The 13,020-nt window shown below is 62.8% G+C and carries 15 protein-coding genes; 5 read left to right on the top strand and 10 right to left on the bottom strand.

Annotated features, from left to right (window positions below):
- Positions 1-44: 44 nt before the first annotated feature.
- Positions 45-500 carry a hypothetical protein gene (locus ASC93_RS16605; RefSeq protein ID WP_056444409.1) on the bottom strand — a complete coding sequence of 152 codons (456 nt, stop codon included), beginning with the start codon at positions 498-500 and terminating at the stop codon, positions 45-47.
- Positions 501-691: 191 nt separating this feature from the next.
- Here ASC93_RS16605 and ASC93_RS16610 point away from each other — a divergent pair, with 191 nt between their 5' ends.
- Entirely contained in the window at positions 692-1,276 is a 585-nt protein-coding gene (locus ASC93_RS16610; RefSeq protein WP_056444412.1) for an NAD(P)H-dependent oxidoreductase, read from the top strand.
- 49 nt (positions 1,277-1,325) lie between these two features.
- Here ASC93_RS16610 and ASC93_RS16615 read toward each other — a convergent pair whose 3' ends face one another.
- The 3 genes from ASC93_RS16615 to ASC93_RS16625 form a co-directional block, all read right to left on the bottom strand.
- Positions 1,326-1,760 (bottom strand): universal stress protein, encoded by a 435-nt coding sequence (locus ASC93_RS16615; protein ID WP_056444415.1) that lies wholly within the window; start codon positions 1,758-1,760, stop codon positions 1,326-1,328.
- Positions 1,761-1,763: 3 nt separating this feature from the next.
- Entirely contained in the window at positions 1,764-2,222 is a 459-nt protein-coding gene (locus ASC93_RS16620; protein ID WP_056444419.1) for a universal stress protein, read from the bottom strand.
- 75 nt (positions 2,223-2,297) lie between these two features.
- A complete protein-coding gene (locus tag ASC93_RS16625; RefSeq protein WP_229412757.1) occupies positions 2,298-3,131 on the bottom strand; it encodes a MaoC family dehydratase in 834 nt (277 codons plus the stop codon).
- Between the two features lie 130 nt (positions 3,132-3,261).
- On the opposite strand from ASC93_RS16625, the gene ASC93_RS16630 reads away from it, so the two are divergent.
- Complete coding sequence (locus ASC93_RS16630) at positions 3,262-4,389, top strand: branched-chain amino acid ABC transporter substrate-binding protein (protein ID WP_056444425.1); 1,128 nt, start codon at positions 3,262-3,264, stop codon at positions 4,387-4,389.
- A gap of 27 nt (positions 4,390-4,416) precedes the next feature.
- Here the strand turns inward: ASC93_RS16630 and ASC93_RS16635 are convergent, their stop codons facing one another.
- Positions 4,417-5,037: a TetR/AcrR family transcriptional regulator gene (locus ASC93_RS16635; RefSeq protein WP_056444428.1), complete on the bottom strand. Its 621-nt coding sequence runs from the start codon at positions 5,035-5,037 to the stop codon at positions 4,417-4,419.
- A 246-nt stretch (positions 5,038-5,283) separates the two neighbouring features.
- On the bottom strand, positions 5,284-5,676 hold the full coding sequence (locus ASC93_RS30865; RefSeq protein WP_056444432.1) for a hypothetical protein: 393 nt from the start codon (positions 5,674-5,676) through the stop codon (positions 5,284-5,286).
- 240 nt (positions 5,677-5,916) lie between these two features.
- On the opposite strand from ASC93_RS30865, the gene ASC93_RS16645 reads away from it, so the two are divergent.
- The 3 genes from ASC93_RS16645 to ASC93_RS30875 all read left to right on the top strand — a co-directional run bounded on the left by ASC93_RS16645 (position 5,917) and on the right by ASC93_RS30875 (position 8,021).
- On the top strand, positions 5,917-6,945 hold the full coding sequence (locus tag ASC93_RS16645) for a LacI family DNA-binding transcriptional regulator (RefSeq protein ID WP_056444436.1): 1,029 nt from the start codon (positions 5,917-5,919) through the stop codon (positions 6,943-6,945).
- Positions 6,946-7,229: 284 nt separating this feature from the next.
- Positions 7,230-7,529: a hypothetical protein gene (locus ASC93_RS30870; RefSeq protein WP_157201966.1), complete on the top strand. Its 300-nt coding sequence runs from the start codon at positions 7,230-7,232 to the stop codon at positions 7,527-7,529.
- Between the two features lie 36 nt (positions 7,530-7,565).
- A complete protein-coding gene (locus ASC93_RS30875) occupies positions 7,566-8,021 on the top strand; it encodes a hypothetical protein (protein WP_157201967.1) in 456 nt (151 codons plus the stop codon).
- 926 nt (positions 8,022-8,947) lie between these two features.
- Here the strand turns inward: ASC93_RS30875 and ASC93_RS16655 are convergent.
- From ASC93_RS16655 to ASC93_RS16665, 4 genes are all read right to left on the bottom strand, one after another.
- Positions 8,948-9,835, bottom strand: a complete 888-nt coding sequence (locus ASC93_RS16655; RefSeq protein WP_157201968.1) for a hypothetical protein — start codon at positions 9,833-9,835, stop codon at positions 8,948-8,950.
- Between the two features lie 560 nt (positions 9,836-10,395).
- The gene (locus ASC93_RS16660) at positions 10,396-10,719 is read right to left on the bottom strand and encodes an SMI1/KNR4 family protein (RefSeq protein WP_056444446.1); all 324 of its coding nucleotides are present in this window, start codon (positions 10,717-10,719) and stop codon (positions 10,396-10,398) included.
- Positions 10,720-10,953: 234 nt separating this feature from the next.
- Complete coding sequence (locus tag ASC93_RS30880) at positions 10,954-11,967, bottom strand: hypothetical protein (RefSeq protein ID WP_157201969.1); 1,014 nt, start codon at positions 11,965-11,967, stop codon at positions 10,954-10,956.
- Between the two features lie 553 nt (positions 11,968-12,520).
- Positions 12,521-12,865, bottom strand: a complete 345-nt coding sequence (locus ASC93_RS16665; RefSeq protein ID WP_056444449.1) for a hypothetical protein — start codon at positions 12,863-12,865, stop codon at positions 12,521-12,523.
- Positions 12,866-13,020 lie beyond the last annotated feature (155 nt).

Here is a 13,020-nt window from a genome sequence, read left to right on the forward strand (position 1 = left end):
TGTAGCGTGTGCGGCCGTTCCCGCCCAGCCGGCGGGCGCGCCGTTCAGCGGGTGTGCGGGCGGTGCGCCGCGACGTGCGACGTGGCCTGCGCCGCCCGGCCCCGGGCCCGCGCGGCCGGCGCCCGGGTGGCTACCGTCAGCGCCAGGTCGCCGCTGAGCCGGTGCAGCGCGAGGACCTCGTCCAGCGCGGCCAGCACCTGGCGGCCCAGCATGTGGTCGCCCCGTTCGACATCCGGCAGCACGCGGTGCAGGGCCGACAGGACGACGGCGTTCTCCTCGCGGTGCTCGTGCAGGTGGACGTAGCCCAGCGTTTCCATGATCAGTTCTTCGTGACGGAAGGCCGCTTCGACGGCCGCGACGAGGGCCGCGAAGCCGCGGCCGAGCATGTCGTCGGGACCCGCCGCCATGTCCGCGATGCGCCGGCACAGCATCTTGCGTCCGTGCCGCAGGGCGGCGCAGAGCGCGCGCGGGCGGGCCGGCGTGACGCTTGTCGTGGCCATCCTGTTCTCCCCGCGCCGTCGGGCGCCCGAAAGTCGAAATATTCTTAGACTTCCGGTAGCACGAAAAAATCCCTGACGTTTGATATCTCGCAACGTAGCATCGTTGTGTTCAGTTAGCCTAGTTGACAGAATACATAGCGAAAGCGAGAAATGAGCGTGGTACAACCCGAACGAGAGTACGGCGGTCACTGATGGGGGCGCGCATCCTATTGATCCAGGGTCATCCGGATTGCCACCGTCCCCACCTGTGCCACGCGCTGGCCCAGTCGTACGTGGAGGGCGCGCTGGCCGCCGGCCATGAGGTCGACGTCGTCGAACCGGCGCGGATGAGTTTTCCGCTGCTCACCAGCCCGTCCGAATGGTGGCATGGCTCGCCGCCGCCGCAGCTGGCCGCCGTCCAGGATGCGATCCAGCACGCGGACCACCTCGTGTTCGTCTATCCGCTGTGGATGGGCGACATGCCGGCGCTGATGCGCGGCTTCATGGAACACGTCACGCGGCCGGGCGTCTTCATGGACGATCCGCAGCAGCCGTTCGGCGCCGGCCTGCTGGGCGGACGCAGCGCGCGGCTCGTCGTCAGCATGGGCATGCCCGCGGTCGTGTACCGGTGGCGGTACGGCGGCTACGGGGTCCGGATGATGCGGCGCCAGATCCTCGGCCGGGCGGGCATCCGGCCCGTGCGCACGACGCTGATCGGACGGGCCCACACGCTGTCTGCGGAGCGGGTCGCGATGTGGCGCGACCACCTGCGCCGCCTCGGCGGATCGGCCGCCTGAACACGTACCGCGGCAGGTTCGGCGGAAAAACCGGCTGCGGCGGCCCGATTCAGCGCACCACGAGGACCGGAATGTCGCAATGGGTCAGCACCCGTTGCGTCTCGCTGCCCAGCAGTTGCGCGGCCAGGCCGTGGCGGCCGTGCGAGGCCATCACGATCAGGTCGCATGCGCGCTCGCGCGCCGTCGCGATGATGCCGTCCCACGCGGGGCCGGGCGGGGCCAGCACGGTCTCGCACGGTATGCCCGCTTCGGTGGCGCGCCGGACGACGTAGGCGAGGGCGTCGCGCCCGAGGCGGTCGGCCTCGTTGCGCCATGCGTCGTAGAACGGCCCGCCCACGTCGCCCGTCGCGAGCAGCGGCGTTTCGCCCGCCACGTGCACGCCGATGATGGTGCCGCCGGCCAGGTGCGCCAGGCCGAGCGCCGCGCCGAGGGCCGCCGCGGCCCGCTCGGTGCCGTCGACGGGGACGAGGATGCGCCGGTACATGGCTTACGCCTTGTGCGCGGGCCGGGGGCGCATCACGAGCACGGGCACGGTGGCGTCGGCCAAGACCTTTTGCGTCACGCTCCCGGCCAGCAGGCGCGACAATCCGCGCCGGCCGTGCGAACCCATGAAGATGAGGTCGCAGTTGCGGCTCTCGGCGGTGGCGAGGATCGCGTCGGCCGGCGCGTAGTCGAGCATGGCCACCTCGCTGCAGCGCACGCCCGCGGCGGCCGCGGCGGCCGCCACCCGGCGCGCGTGCCCGGTGGCGCGGGTCAGCAGCACCTCGTCGTCGAGGCCGGGATCGATGGCCATCGCCGCTTCCGCGCTGGCGATGGGTGGTTGCGGCTGGCCGACGGCGAGGGCGACGATCTCGCTGCCGTTGGCGCGCGCGAAGGCAATGGCGGCCTGTTCGGCGGCGGCGGAGACGTCGGAGCCGTCGGTGGGCACGAGGATGCGGTCATACATGGCGTTCTCCCGAGCGTCTGGTGGTCGGCTCAGGATGGCGAATATACGCTGTAAATTCTTTGATCTGGATCAAATTCAAACGGTGCGGAAGCTGCCCTCGGCCACGACGCGGCCGCCGCCGCCCACGGCAAAGCTGCCGGCCGCCAGGTCGGCGCCCAGCACCAGTTCGCTGCCGAGCGGCGCCGGCGCGCGGAAGCGTCCCTCCAGCGCCAGGACGCGCCGCCCGCATGCCTGCTCGAGCTCGGCGCAGGCGCGCGCCAGGGTGTGCATGCCGTGGATAATCGGCCGCTTCATGCCCATCAGGCGCGCCGACCACGTCCACAGATGGATCGGATTCCAGTCGCCCGAGATGCGCGCGTAGGCACGGCCCGTACTGCGCGGCAGGCGCCAGCCGGTCAGTATGGGCAGGTCCTTCGCCTCCTGGCGGCCGCGCCGCTGCGCCTGCTGGCCGCGCACGACGAGGTAGGTGCTGCGGCAGCTGAAAATGGCCGTGTCGAGCTGGCGGGCCACGGTGTCCAGCTCGGCGACGACGGCGCCGTTCTCGGTCGGCGGGCGGATGGTCACGGTGGTCGACAGCACCAGCGGCACGTCGTGGCGCGGCTCGGCCAGCGCCCGCAGCGTGTTTTCCGTGTGCACCGTGCCGGGCAGGCGGAACGGGAACGCGTCGTCGAGCATCGTCGCCACGTGGGCGCGCTGGGCCAGCAGGTAGTAATAGGTGAGGGGAATGCCTTCGTCGCGAAAGCCGAGGGCCTGGCGGTAGCGCCGCAACTGGTGCGGGTCGATGCGGTCGAGGACGTAGGTCGTGCGGGGCGTCGGCACGCCGTGGAAGCGGCGCGGGTGCTTGAACAGGGCGCGCAGCAGGACGGCGGCGCCCAGTCTGGGCAGCGGTGACGGGGAGTCGGCGGTCATCGTGGACTTCTGGAACCAAAACCCCATTGTGCCTGAAACTTTGCGTTTCATCGCAAGACTTGTGAATTCGGCTCATCCACGCTACCCTAGCGATTTGATATAAAGAATCACTGTTTTAGATGAGGATGGAATGAAGAAGCAAGCGTTGTTGATGTTGGCGTTGTCCGCGGCCGGCCTGGCCACGGCCCAGGAAACCGTGAAGATCGGCCATGCGGCCGCGATCACGGGTCCGGTCGCCCATTTCGGCAAGGACAGCGAGAACGGCGCGCGCATGGCGATCGACGCACTGAACGCGCGCGGCGCGACGATCGCCGGCAGGAAGGTCAGATGGGTGCTCGTGCCGGAAGACGACGGCGGCGACCCGAAGGCGGCGACGGCCGCCGCGCAGAAGCTGGCGGACGCGAAAGTGAATGCCGTGATCGGCCACGAGACGTCGGGCACGACGATCCCCGCCGCGAAGATCTACAACGACGCGGGCATCCCGCAGATCTCGCCCTCCGCCACGAATCCGAAGTACACGCAGCTGGGGTACAACACGGCGTTCCGCGTCGTCGCCAACGACGTCCAGCTGGGCCGCGCGCTGGGCCGCTACGCCGTCGGGACGATGGCGGCGAAACGCATCGCCGTCATCGACGACCGCACCGCGTATGGCCAGGGTCTCGTCTCGGAATTCACCAACAGCCTGCGCCGGCAGGGCGTCACGCCCGTCGCGCGCGAGTTCACCAACGACAAGGCGACGGACTTCGCCGCCATCCTGACGCGCATCCGGGCCAGCAATCCGGACCTCGTGTTCTTCGGCGGCATGAACGCGGTGGCCGGTCCGATGCTGCGCCAGATGAAGCAACTGGGCATCCACGCGCGCATGATGGGCGGCGACGGCATCTGTTCGGATGCGATGCAGCCGCTGTCGGGGAATACGATGACCGACGGCCAGGTCGTGTGCGCGGAAGCGGGCGGCGTCGAAGACAAGGGCAAGGCCGGCATGGACAAGTTCCGCGCCGATTACCGGAAGCGCTACGGCATCGACGTCCAGATCATCGCGCCGTATTCGTACGATGCCGTGATGGCGGTCGCGGCCGCGATGGACAAGGCGGGTTCGAGCGCGCCCGCGAAGTACCTGCCCGAGCTGGCGAAGGTGCGCTACCCCGGCGTCACCGGCACCATCGCGTTCGACGCGCACGGCGACATCCGCGACGGCGTGCTCACGCTGTACACGTTCAAGGGCGGCCACCGCACGCCCATCGGCGTCACGAAGTAGAGGCGCGCCGTTGCCGGCGCCGGACGATCAGGCCGCGGGCCGGTCGTCCGCGCGCGCGGGGGCGGGCGCGAGCATCAGCTCGTCGAGCTGGCGGCGGGCCGCCTGCAGCACCTGTTCGGACACGGCCGGATTGCCCCTGGCGGCGCCGCGCGCCACGGCCAGGCTGCCGATCATGGTGGCCACGACGACCATGGCGCGCCCGAGCGCATCGCTGCCCGGCTCGTTCTCCGCGATCTGGCGCTCGAACGCGCGCACCATCACCATATAGCCTTCCGCGAAACGGGCGCTGATCGCCTTGTCCTGGCGCCCGATCTCGCTGGCCGACGCCGCCATCGCGCAGCGGTTGCCGTAGTCGTCGCGCGACTCCAGCGCCAGGTAGCGGTCGAGGAAGCGCGACAGGTCGGGCATGCCGTCCGACGTCGCCGAATACATGCGCGAATTGGCCTGGTCGAGGCCATACGACAGCGCTTCCAGCGCCAGCTCTTCCTTCGAGCGGAAATGCGCATACAGGGCGCCGTGCGTGAGACCCGCCTCCTTGCTGATCTCCGCCACGCCGACGCCGTCGATGCCGCGTTCGCGGAACAGCTTGCTCGCCGCGCGGATCAGCGCGGTGCGGTTGTCGGCGGCTTTCTCTTTGCTGATTCTCATGCTGTGCTTGTGGTGCGAGGCGCGCGCAGGCGGGATCGTCGCGTTCCCGTACGGAGGATTATGATTGTGCCTGCGAGTATAGCGCCTGGGAGCGGGGTTGCGCGTCGCAATATTGTTGACAATGACGGATGCGGGCCGCGGGGACGGCGTTGCACCGTCCCGGCCGTTCGGCCGCGATGTTACATTACGTTCGCCACGGTCGGCCCACCGCGGGGCGGGCCGGATGAAGTGGAAGAGGAAGGCGCGTCAGCGCTGCAGCGAGTCGTCGGAATCGAGATCGTCGCGGTCCAGCTGGTTCCTGCCCGACCGGCTGCCCTGGCCGCCGCTCTGCAGGTTGCCGCGCTGGTTATCGCTTTGCTGGTTCTGGTTCAGGTTCCCGCTTTGCCGGCCCTGGTTGCGGGAATTGTCTCCTGGCCCGCTGCCCAGGTCGGACTGCGATTGATTGCCCTGGTCGGGCTTGGCGCTCTGCTGGGTGCCCCAGTCGCCGCGTTGCGCGTTGTCGCCCGGTCCGCTGGCCAGGTCGGAATTCTGCTGGTTGCCCTGGCTGCGCCGGGACTTGCTCTGGCCGGCCGACTGCTGGTTGCCCGCCTCGCCCGTGCCTTTCATACCCTTGCTTTTGTCGTCCTGGTTGCTCGGCATAATCGCCTCCTTGATCGGTATGTGAACCCCCATGGTAGGCCGACTGACGGAGCCGGCAATCGGAATATGCGTCAGGAGGCTGTAGGACCTGTCGGACAGAACTGGTCGGGATCATGGTGTTTAAAGCCACGATACGTCGCCAAATGGGGAACGATTGCGTGTCAAACATTGACAAAATGTCCAATCCATGGCGGAATCCATGGTCGGCACGCGTCGCGGCCAGTAAATACAAAAAAGACAATGAGCAGAAGCAGTACAGGTAAGGTCAGGGGAACGGGGCGGACGACGCTGGAAGAGGTGGCGGCGCACGCGGGTGTATCGACGATGACGGCATCGCGCGCGCTGAGCCAGCCGCAACTGGTGTCCGAGGCGACGCGGACCAAGGTCGAGCAGGCCGTGGCCGAACTGGGTTATGTGCCCAACCGGGCCGCGCGCGCGCTCGCGTCGTCGCAGTCGCGCGTGATCGTGGCGCTCGTGCCGTCGCTGTCGAACGTCGTGTTCACGGCCGTGCTGGACGGCATTCACGACGCCATCGAGCATGGGCAATACCAGCTCCTGATCGGCAACACCCGCTATTCCGATGCCGAGGAAGAAAAGCTGCTGCGCACCTATCTGCAATCGGACCCGGACGGCATCCTGCTGTCCGGCCTCACGCACAGCCCGCAGGTCGAGCGCATGCTGGCCGGATCGCGGATGCCGGTCGTGTCGATGATGGACCTGGCCGAAGGGCCGGGCGAGTTGTCGGTGGGTTTTTCGCAGCACGACGCCGGCAATGCCATCACGCGCCACCTGCTCGAACGCGGCTACAAGCGCATCGCGTTCGTGGGCGCCCAGCTGGACGAGCGGACGCTGCGCCGCGCCGACGGCTACCGGCAGGCGATGCAGGCGGCCGGGCTCGCGGACCCGCGGCTGGAAATCATGGTGCCGGACCCGTCCACGATCGCGCTGGGCGCCGAACTGATGCGCCAGGCGCTGGACACGTTGCCCGATTGCGACGCCGTGTTCTTCTGCAACGACGACCTCGCGCACGGCGCCATCTATTACTGCCAGCGCCACGACATCCGCGTGCCGCAGGACGTGGCCATCGCCGGCTTCAACGACCTGCCGGCGTCCGCGTGGATGGTGCCGTCGCTGACGACCATCGACACCCCGCGTTACCGCATCGGCTACGAGGCCGCGTCGCTGCTGCTGGACGTGATCGGCGGGCGCGAACCGCGCGAACGCCGCATCGACCTGGGCTTTACGTTGCGCGAGCGCGAGAGTACCTGATCCGCCCCCGTCGGCGAACAAATAATCATCTGGTTGCGCTTTACATTTTCTGTGGAAACGTTACACTGACGGTATTGCTTGTTAGCGCTATCAGCCGATCGGCCTGAAGGTGCGGATAAGCGGTGCGGGGTGCGCGGGGGGCTGCGCACTCTTCTAAAAATCTCCTCTTAGGGCCGGGCGCAGATGTGCTCCCGGCTCTTTTTTTTGGGGCTGTGTTCGCGTTAAATGCGTGAACTGAATCTGGTTGCAGATTTCACACACATCGTCGAGTTAGCTCATGAGGAGTGACGCTGCGCGGCCTACCTTTCGACGAAGTGTTCGCTCTGTTGTCGGCAGTGCCGCTCTCCGCTGCCGACTTGGTCCGGCTGCGCGAATGGATCGCCGGCCTCGCGCATCCGGCCGAATGTATCGCCCTGATCGAACAGGCCGCCGGAGGCCGCCCATGTCCGCGCTGCGGTTGTGGCCGCGTCCACCGCTGCGGCCAGGCGAGCGGCCTGCAGCGTTTTCGTTGCCTCGCTTGCGGACGCAGCTATAACGCGTTGACTGGCACGCCGCTCGCCCGTCTTCGAAAGAAAGAGTGCTGACTACCATACCTGCAATCCATTCTCGGATCGCAGACGGTGCGCGACGCTGCACGCGTCATCGGCGTGCACCGGACGACCAGCTTCAGATGGCGCCATCGATTCGTGCCCGGCGCGATGCGCGACCGGCCGGCAATGTTGGCGGCCATCGTCGAAGCGGACGAGACCTATCGCCTGGAATCGCAGAAGGGTTCGCTCAACCAGACACGAACGCCGAGAAAACGCGGCGGTGTGGCCACGCGACGCGCGATCGATCACGAGCACGACTGCCTGTTCGTCGCGCGGGACCGTACACCTATCCACAGGCCGACAACTGGATACGCTTCGTGCGCACTGGGCTGTGCATCAATGGACGGGGCAGGCAACCGCACGCCGATGACGTACAAGATGATCTTGCCGCTCGTCGACCTGTCCGGCATAACGATCCCGCCAGCCGAGACGATCGTCGCGATCGGCAATCTGGGCGCGATACCCGGCGCCATGCCGTGCGAGTGACGACGAACTCGGCGACCACTGCCACCCGCGCTTGCAATCGGCGAAAACCGTCGACGGCAAGGCCTACGCAACGCGCGTGGCACGCAACGCCATTCATCCAAGCAGAGGAGAGTGCGCGCGCCGTGGCCGTGCATGTCGCGCAGCGCCAGGCCGGCGCCTCACGTCCTGCAGCGACGCCGTGCGGCCGAGGCTAGTCCTCCAGCCCGGCCGTCGCCCGGGCACGCACGGCTGCCATTCCGTCGCCGGCGCTGCGCCGCCTCGGGTTCGCCGAGGCACGCACCCGGCAGCGACACACCAGGACCACGTGCGGGGGAGTATTGACGCGCGACTTGCGCGGCAGCCGGACCGCACACGCGGCCGTATTAGACGACGTCGCTCCCGATGCCGTCGACATCGGTCAAGGTGGACTCGCAGACGCATCCGCCACTCGTCTTCATGCCGTGCACGACGCGTGGCCGCCCACCTGTGAGGACCGCGCATACGACACCGTCGGCGATCACGAAATGTTTGCGGCAGTCGACGCGGGCACCCTTGAACGTGTAGGCGCGCCCGTGGCTGAGGGCCGTCTCTCGCCTTCGACCACGGTGGCGCCGCACTCGGTCTTATCGCCGACGCGTATGAAGCCGAGGTTCTTCATGGTCGCACCCGTGGATATCGGAACCTCAATCCCGACCGCGCGCAATGCGTACGTCAGGCGACGCGCCATCGTCGCACCGGTGAGCATGGCGCCGATGACACGGCCGCCGCGGTTTCGTGCCAGGCATTGTGCGCCCGCCTCGCAGGCGCACGCGGGGTAACACCTGCACGATCGCCGCAGTCCGTTCCCGCCTGCGCCGGACGACCGTGTCCGCAACGATTCGACCGTACGGACCAAAAACACTTCAAGCCGACCGAGCGGCCCCGCACGGTGTCCCGGCGCGCCATCACTATCTCTTGCCTTTGCAGTGGGACACCGGGTAGGTCTTCTCGCTGATCTTGTCGTCCCCGGCCTCGCCCGACACGATATTCTCCTGCGTCAGACAATATTTTCCGCCCACATATTTGTAGATGTTCATGCCCGAGCTCCACTCTTCGTACACCTCGTCAGTGCTGTACTGCGTACTCGTCACGTTAATCCCTTGTAATGACGCTGGCGCCTTCAGATAGCGGTTGCGCGCCGGGTCGAACAGCCAGTGAAGTTGCTCGCCATTCTCGATCGGAACGGCCAGGTCGGGATAACCGTCGAAATTTACGTCGCGGTCATCGTAGTGAAGGCCCTCAAGTGAGGTGAAGATATCGGCGTCGGCCGGAAACGATTGCGCCAGTTTCTTGTCCCTGTAGATATCGATCCGTTTCAGTTTCGCGTCGAGTCCGCTTGTCTCGATATGGGCGACGATGGCCAGATCGCCCGTCGCCGGGACGGCGGACGCAGAGAAGTCGAGGCGCCGGCCGGCAGGCGATTGCCACGTGCCGGAGAAGCCATTGCCGGCGATCTTGCCGCTGAATGAGCCTGTCACCTTGCCGTTGACTTTTTCGACCAGCGACACGACGCCGTCTTTCTTGGCGCTTCCGAACAGGTCGATCCAGCGCGGCCGTTCTTGCGAACCCTGCTTCACGTACGCATAGGCGCCTTCGAAATTCGCTCCCTCCTGTGACAGCACCATCAGGATGTGCTTGTTCGACAGCGTGCCTTCGTATCGTGCCGCGCTCTTGGCGATCGGCGTCAGCGTGACACTTTGCGCTTTCGTCGGGGGCGTGCCCGCAAAGGCGGACGGGATGGCGAGGGCGGCCCCGGCGAGGACGAGTGATGCAATCAACCTTGTAGTCGTGTTCATCTCTCTTTCATTTAAAAGCGGGATAGGCGACTTCGAACGCCTTCTTGCGCTCGACGATGCCTTCAAGCCGCCGTTGACGCGGATAGTGACTTTCTCGACGCGAGTCGGTGTCGCACCGAGGTCGGCCACTTCTCCCGTGGACGGATCGCACGCCAAGTGCCATAGCTACGGTCCACCTTTGTTCCCGGCCAGCGCTCAGTTAGAAGGGTCATCAGCGATTCACGGGTCTGGACCGGGGTGGGACAAGAAAGGGACTGGTGTCCAGATGGTCCGTTGGGCTGCCATTCTTGTGGCAACTCGGCGGTGAATGGCCACCAATAGTGCAGTTCTGTTGCGCTCAATGGATTGAACGGTTCGCTACCACGCCACTGCAAGAAATCCTCGAGGTTTGCAACGATGACGGGGCCGCCTTCGCAGCCAATTTCGTCGAACCATGCAGATCTATTTGTATTCATCTTAGGTCCGGTGTTGCCCGAATCAGCCGATAAAGCCAGCATATCATGTTGCCAAGCCGACAAACACTCGGACCGTCACGACAGGCAACTGTCGACCCATTGCAGTCATTCGGCGTTCAGTTCGAACGTTTCGGCAAACTCGGTGAATGAGTCAGCAATCTTGATGGCCGACTCGGCTTCCATGCCTATCAACGGGATCATGTAGACGGCACCGACTGCATCAAACGCGAGGACTTCGCCACTACCATTTCCTGCAAAGGCGAGGAAACCGGGCGCGCATACGTCCATCTCAATTGCTTTGTTTTCTTGAGGGATGCCCTCAATGGGCCAAAGTTCAACATAGCCAGGACTGTCGTTACGGGTTAACCCTTCGAACAATCCGTGCTCGGCAATGAAGTATTTCAGATCGTCTGGCAGGCTGATAGTCATCGTTGGCTCAGGGATTAGAACGGCCGCTTCTGGCCGATCTCGGCCGGTAGAGCCAGCATAGCAGGTTGCCGAGCTGAAAAAAATCTTCGACTGTCACGACAGGCCGCTGCCGACCCAGAGTGGACCTTCGATTATAAGACACACGAACTTATTCAGTGACAATACTCGACGAGTATCGGGATGGCGGCATTCAGAACAAATCTTAGCCTCATGCATAACTAGAGCTCGACTTTATCAACCTTCGCTTAAAGAAGGGGTCTCAAGATGCCTTGTTAGTTTTTCGATGAGTTTGCTTCGGCTACTCGCCCCTGAGTTGGTTAGCGGAGCAAGAAACTGTGTATTATTCCTAATATTTGCTGCAGTTTTTTTTAGCATCGCCTGAACGTTTTCAATAGCTCTCTGCGTGAACACTCGAAGAGCAGTAATCTCTTCTTGATTAACCAAGCCACTTAGAGGATGCCCAACATCTATCTCGTTTCTTACAACTATTATAGAAATAAGTTGTGACTCGATCTGCTCTTTGCTATATCCCAACATTAACAGCTTTTTCCGCAAATCGTCACGGTTAGATGATGGAAACAATAATTCAATACATTTTGCCAAATTCAACAAGACCTCTGGCAGTGTGATGTCCGGGGCAAAGTTCACCTGATATGGTGACATTAGCCTTAACGCCTGATGAAAGTATGAGCTGCAGGTAACGAACCGCATATACGATGGGCTGTTTGGATCAACCAAAGAAAATGCCCTATCAATATTTTTAAATCGCTCGAAAGGATCGGTGTTAAACAACGAGACGCTCATGCCGTCGGGCGTATAGATGAGAGAAAATGGCTTCTGATCAATCGTTCCGTTAATATCATGAAGATCGCAATATGTTTTCAATTCAACCGAAAGAAACTCGGAGAAGACTCGAATTAACCAATCAATTGAGGCAGCAGCATGATCGAGGTTGTCGACCGTAATTTCAACTTCAACATTATTTCCGTGAATTTTCAAGAAGCCGTTTGACAAGTTGACTTCGTGCTCAAGCGGCGGCGCTAGCCCTGTCTCTTTCGCAACTACCCGACCAAGTCTTCCATCGTATTCCATTTTTGTTGGTCCAAATATAGAAGTCTTGATTGGCGTATCGGCATCTCTTCTGTAGAAATCTAACGGAGTAAGCTCGAATCGAGCATTGAGAACGGCAGGCCATTTGACGTCATTGTCAACAACCAGATTCTGTTTGAGGCGCCAAAGATTAGCCATGTCCTAGAAGAATTAATTATGGGTTTAGTCGTATATATGAAGGATATCGCGTTTTACTGCATTATCTCAGTTTGTCGCGACCGAAGCCTCATCAAAAGAACTAAACCAGCCATGGCATCTGCACGGCCTTGAAGAAAAAGGAGTCGCCCATATTTATCCATACTTGGTTCAGGTCCTGACCTACGCAGCCATTCGTTATAGAAGTCGTAGAAGTCATCTTGGGTCCGTTGTGGTAGCCGTTGCTTGCAATAATCGATCATGGAAGAAAAGTCCTAGTTTGGCGATAACGAAGTCTCAGCCGGCAACGTCAATCCCGGCACGCCCATCAATGTCGTGAGTTCGTCGTCGCCGTCAAGAACGACCGCAAAGTATTCTTCGCAGTTCTCAATCATCGCCTCAATTGAAGCAGACGCGACCATAACCGGTCCATTGGATACAGCGAGCACATAACCCTTCATTCAAATCCGTTGTCTCGTGAATACGTCCGTCTTTGGCCGATCTCGGCCGTTGGAACCAGCATAGCACGTTGCCAAAGTGGAAAAGTCACGTCCTGTCACGACCGGCAGGGACCGACCCGTAGCGTACGTTGCAACCTACCGATGGATTGATCGTAGGGTTCCGTTTGCTGGTAGTCTGACGGAAATACGAGTTCGTAAATTTCTTTGCCCCACAGCTGCACTTCCTCGTCCGACGTTAACTCGTTTAGAGTGAGCTTGTTCACAGCATCACGCAATCCATTTGGCGACTTGATGAAAGACTCGAGCTGGCTTTTCAGTAGTGCTGTATCGAACTGCTGTCGTTGATTGAGCACCTCGTCGGCGAGCTCAGCAATTTCGAACCACTCAACATGACAATAATCTCGTAAGACCGACCTAATCGGTTCAGGTAAGTCATCCATAATTGTTCTCCGATTGCCTGACAAGTCTGAAAACCTCCTGGCGTTGCTACTAAGTTGCCAATCAAGCCCATGGTGGCATGTCCGCTCTTGGCCGATAACGGAAGTCCGACCAGTGTACGGTAGTGCTGCTTAGGCTGCAACGAATGGCCCGAGGT

The sequence above is a fragment of the Massilia sp. Root335 genome (assembly GCF_001425685.1).
GTDB classification, from domain to species: domain Bacteria; phylum Pseudomonadota; class Gammaproteobacteria; order Burkholderiales; family Burkholderiaceae_D; genus Telluria; species Telluria luteola.

What these genes read in the sequence shown, in the direction of transcription:
- ASC93_RS16605 (WP_056444409.1), bottom strand. Translation starts at nt 500, where the DNA reads ATGGCCACGACAAGCGTCACGCCGGCCCGCCCGCGCGCGCTCTGCGCC.
- ASC93_RS16610 (WP_056444412.1), top strand. Translation starts at nt 692, where the DNA reads ATGGGGGCGCGCATCCTATTGATCCAGGGTCATCCGGATTGCCACCGT.
- ASC93_RS16615 (WP_056444415.1), bottom strand. Translation starts at nt 1,760, where the DNA reads ATGTACCGGCGCATCCTCGTCCCCGTCGACGGCACCGAGCGGGCCGCG.
- ASC93_RS16620 (WP_056444419.1), bottom strand. Translation starts at nt 2,222, where the DNA reads ATGTATGACCGCATCCTCGTGCCCACCGACGGCTCCGACGTCTCCGCC.
- ASC93_RS16625 (WP_229412757.1), bottom strand. Translation starts at nt 3,131, where the DNA reads ATGACCGCCGACTCCCCGTCACCGCTGCCCAGACTGGGCGCCGCCGTC.
- ASC93_RS16630 (WP_056444425.1), top strand. Translation starts at nt 3,262, where the DNA reads ATGAAGAAGCAAGCGTTGTTGATGTTGGCGTTGTCCGCGGCCGGCCTG.
- ASC93_RS16635 (WP_056444428.1), bottom strand. Translation starts at nt 5,037, where the DNA reads ATGAGAATCAGCAAAGAGAAAGCCGCCGACAACCGCACCGCGCTGATC.
- ASC93_RS30865 (WP_056444432.1), bottom strand. Translation starts at nt 5,676, where the DNA reads ATGCCGAGCAACCAGGACGACAAAAGCAAGGGTATGAAAGGCACGGGC.
- ASC93_RS16645 (WP_056444436.1), top strand. Translation starts at nt 5,917, where the DNA reads ATGAGCAGAAGCAGTACAGGTAAGGTCAGGGGAACGGGGCGGACGACG.
- ASC93_RS16655 (WP_157201968.1), bottom strand. Translation starts at nt 9,835, where the DNA reads ATGAACACGACTACAAGGTTGATTGCATCACTCGTCCTCGCCGGGGCC.
- ASC93_RS16660 (WP_056444446.1), bottom strand. Translation starts at nt 10,719, where the DNA reads ATGACTATCAGCCTGCCAGACGATCTGAAATACTTCATTGCCGAGCAC.
- ASC93_RS30880 (WP_157201969.1), bottom strand. Translation starts at nt 11,967, where the DNA reads ATGGCTAATCTTTGGCGCCTCAAACAGAATCTGGTTGTTGACAATGAC.
- ASC93_RS16665 (WP_056444449.1), bottom strand. Translation starts at nt 12,865, where the DNA reads ATGGATGACTTACCTGAACCGATTAGGTCGGTCTTACGAGATTATTGT.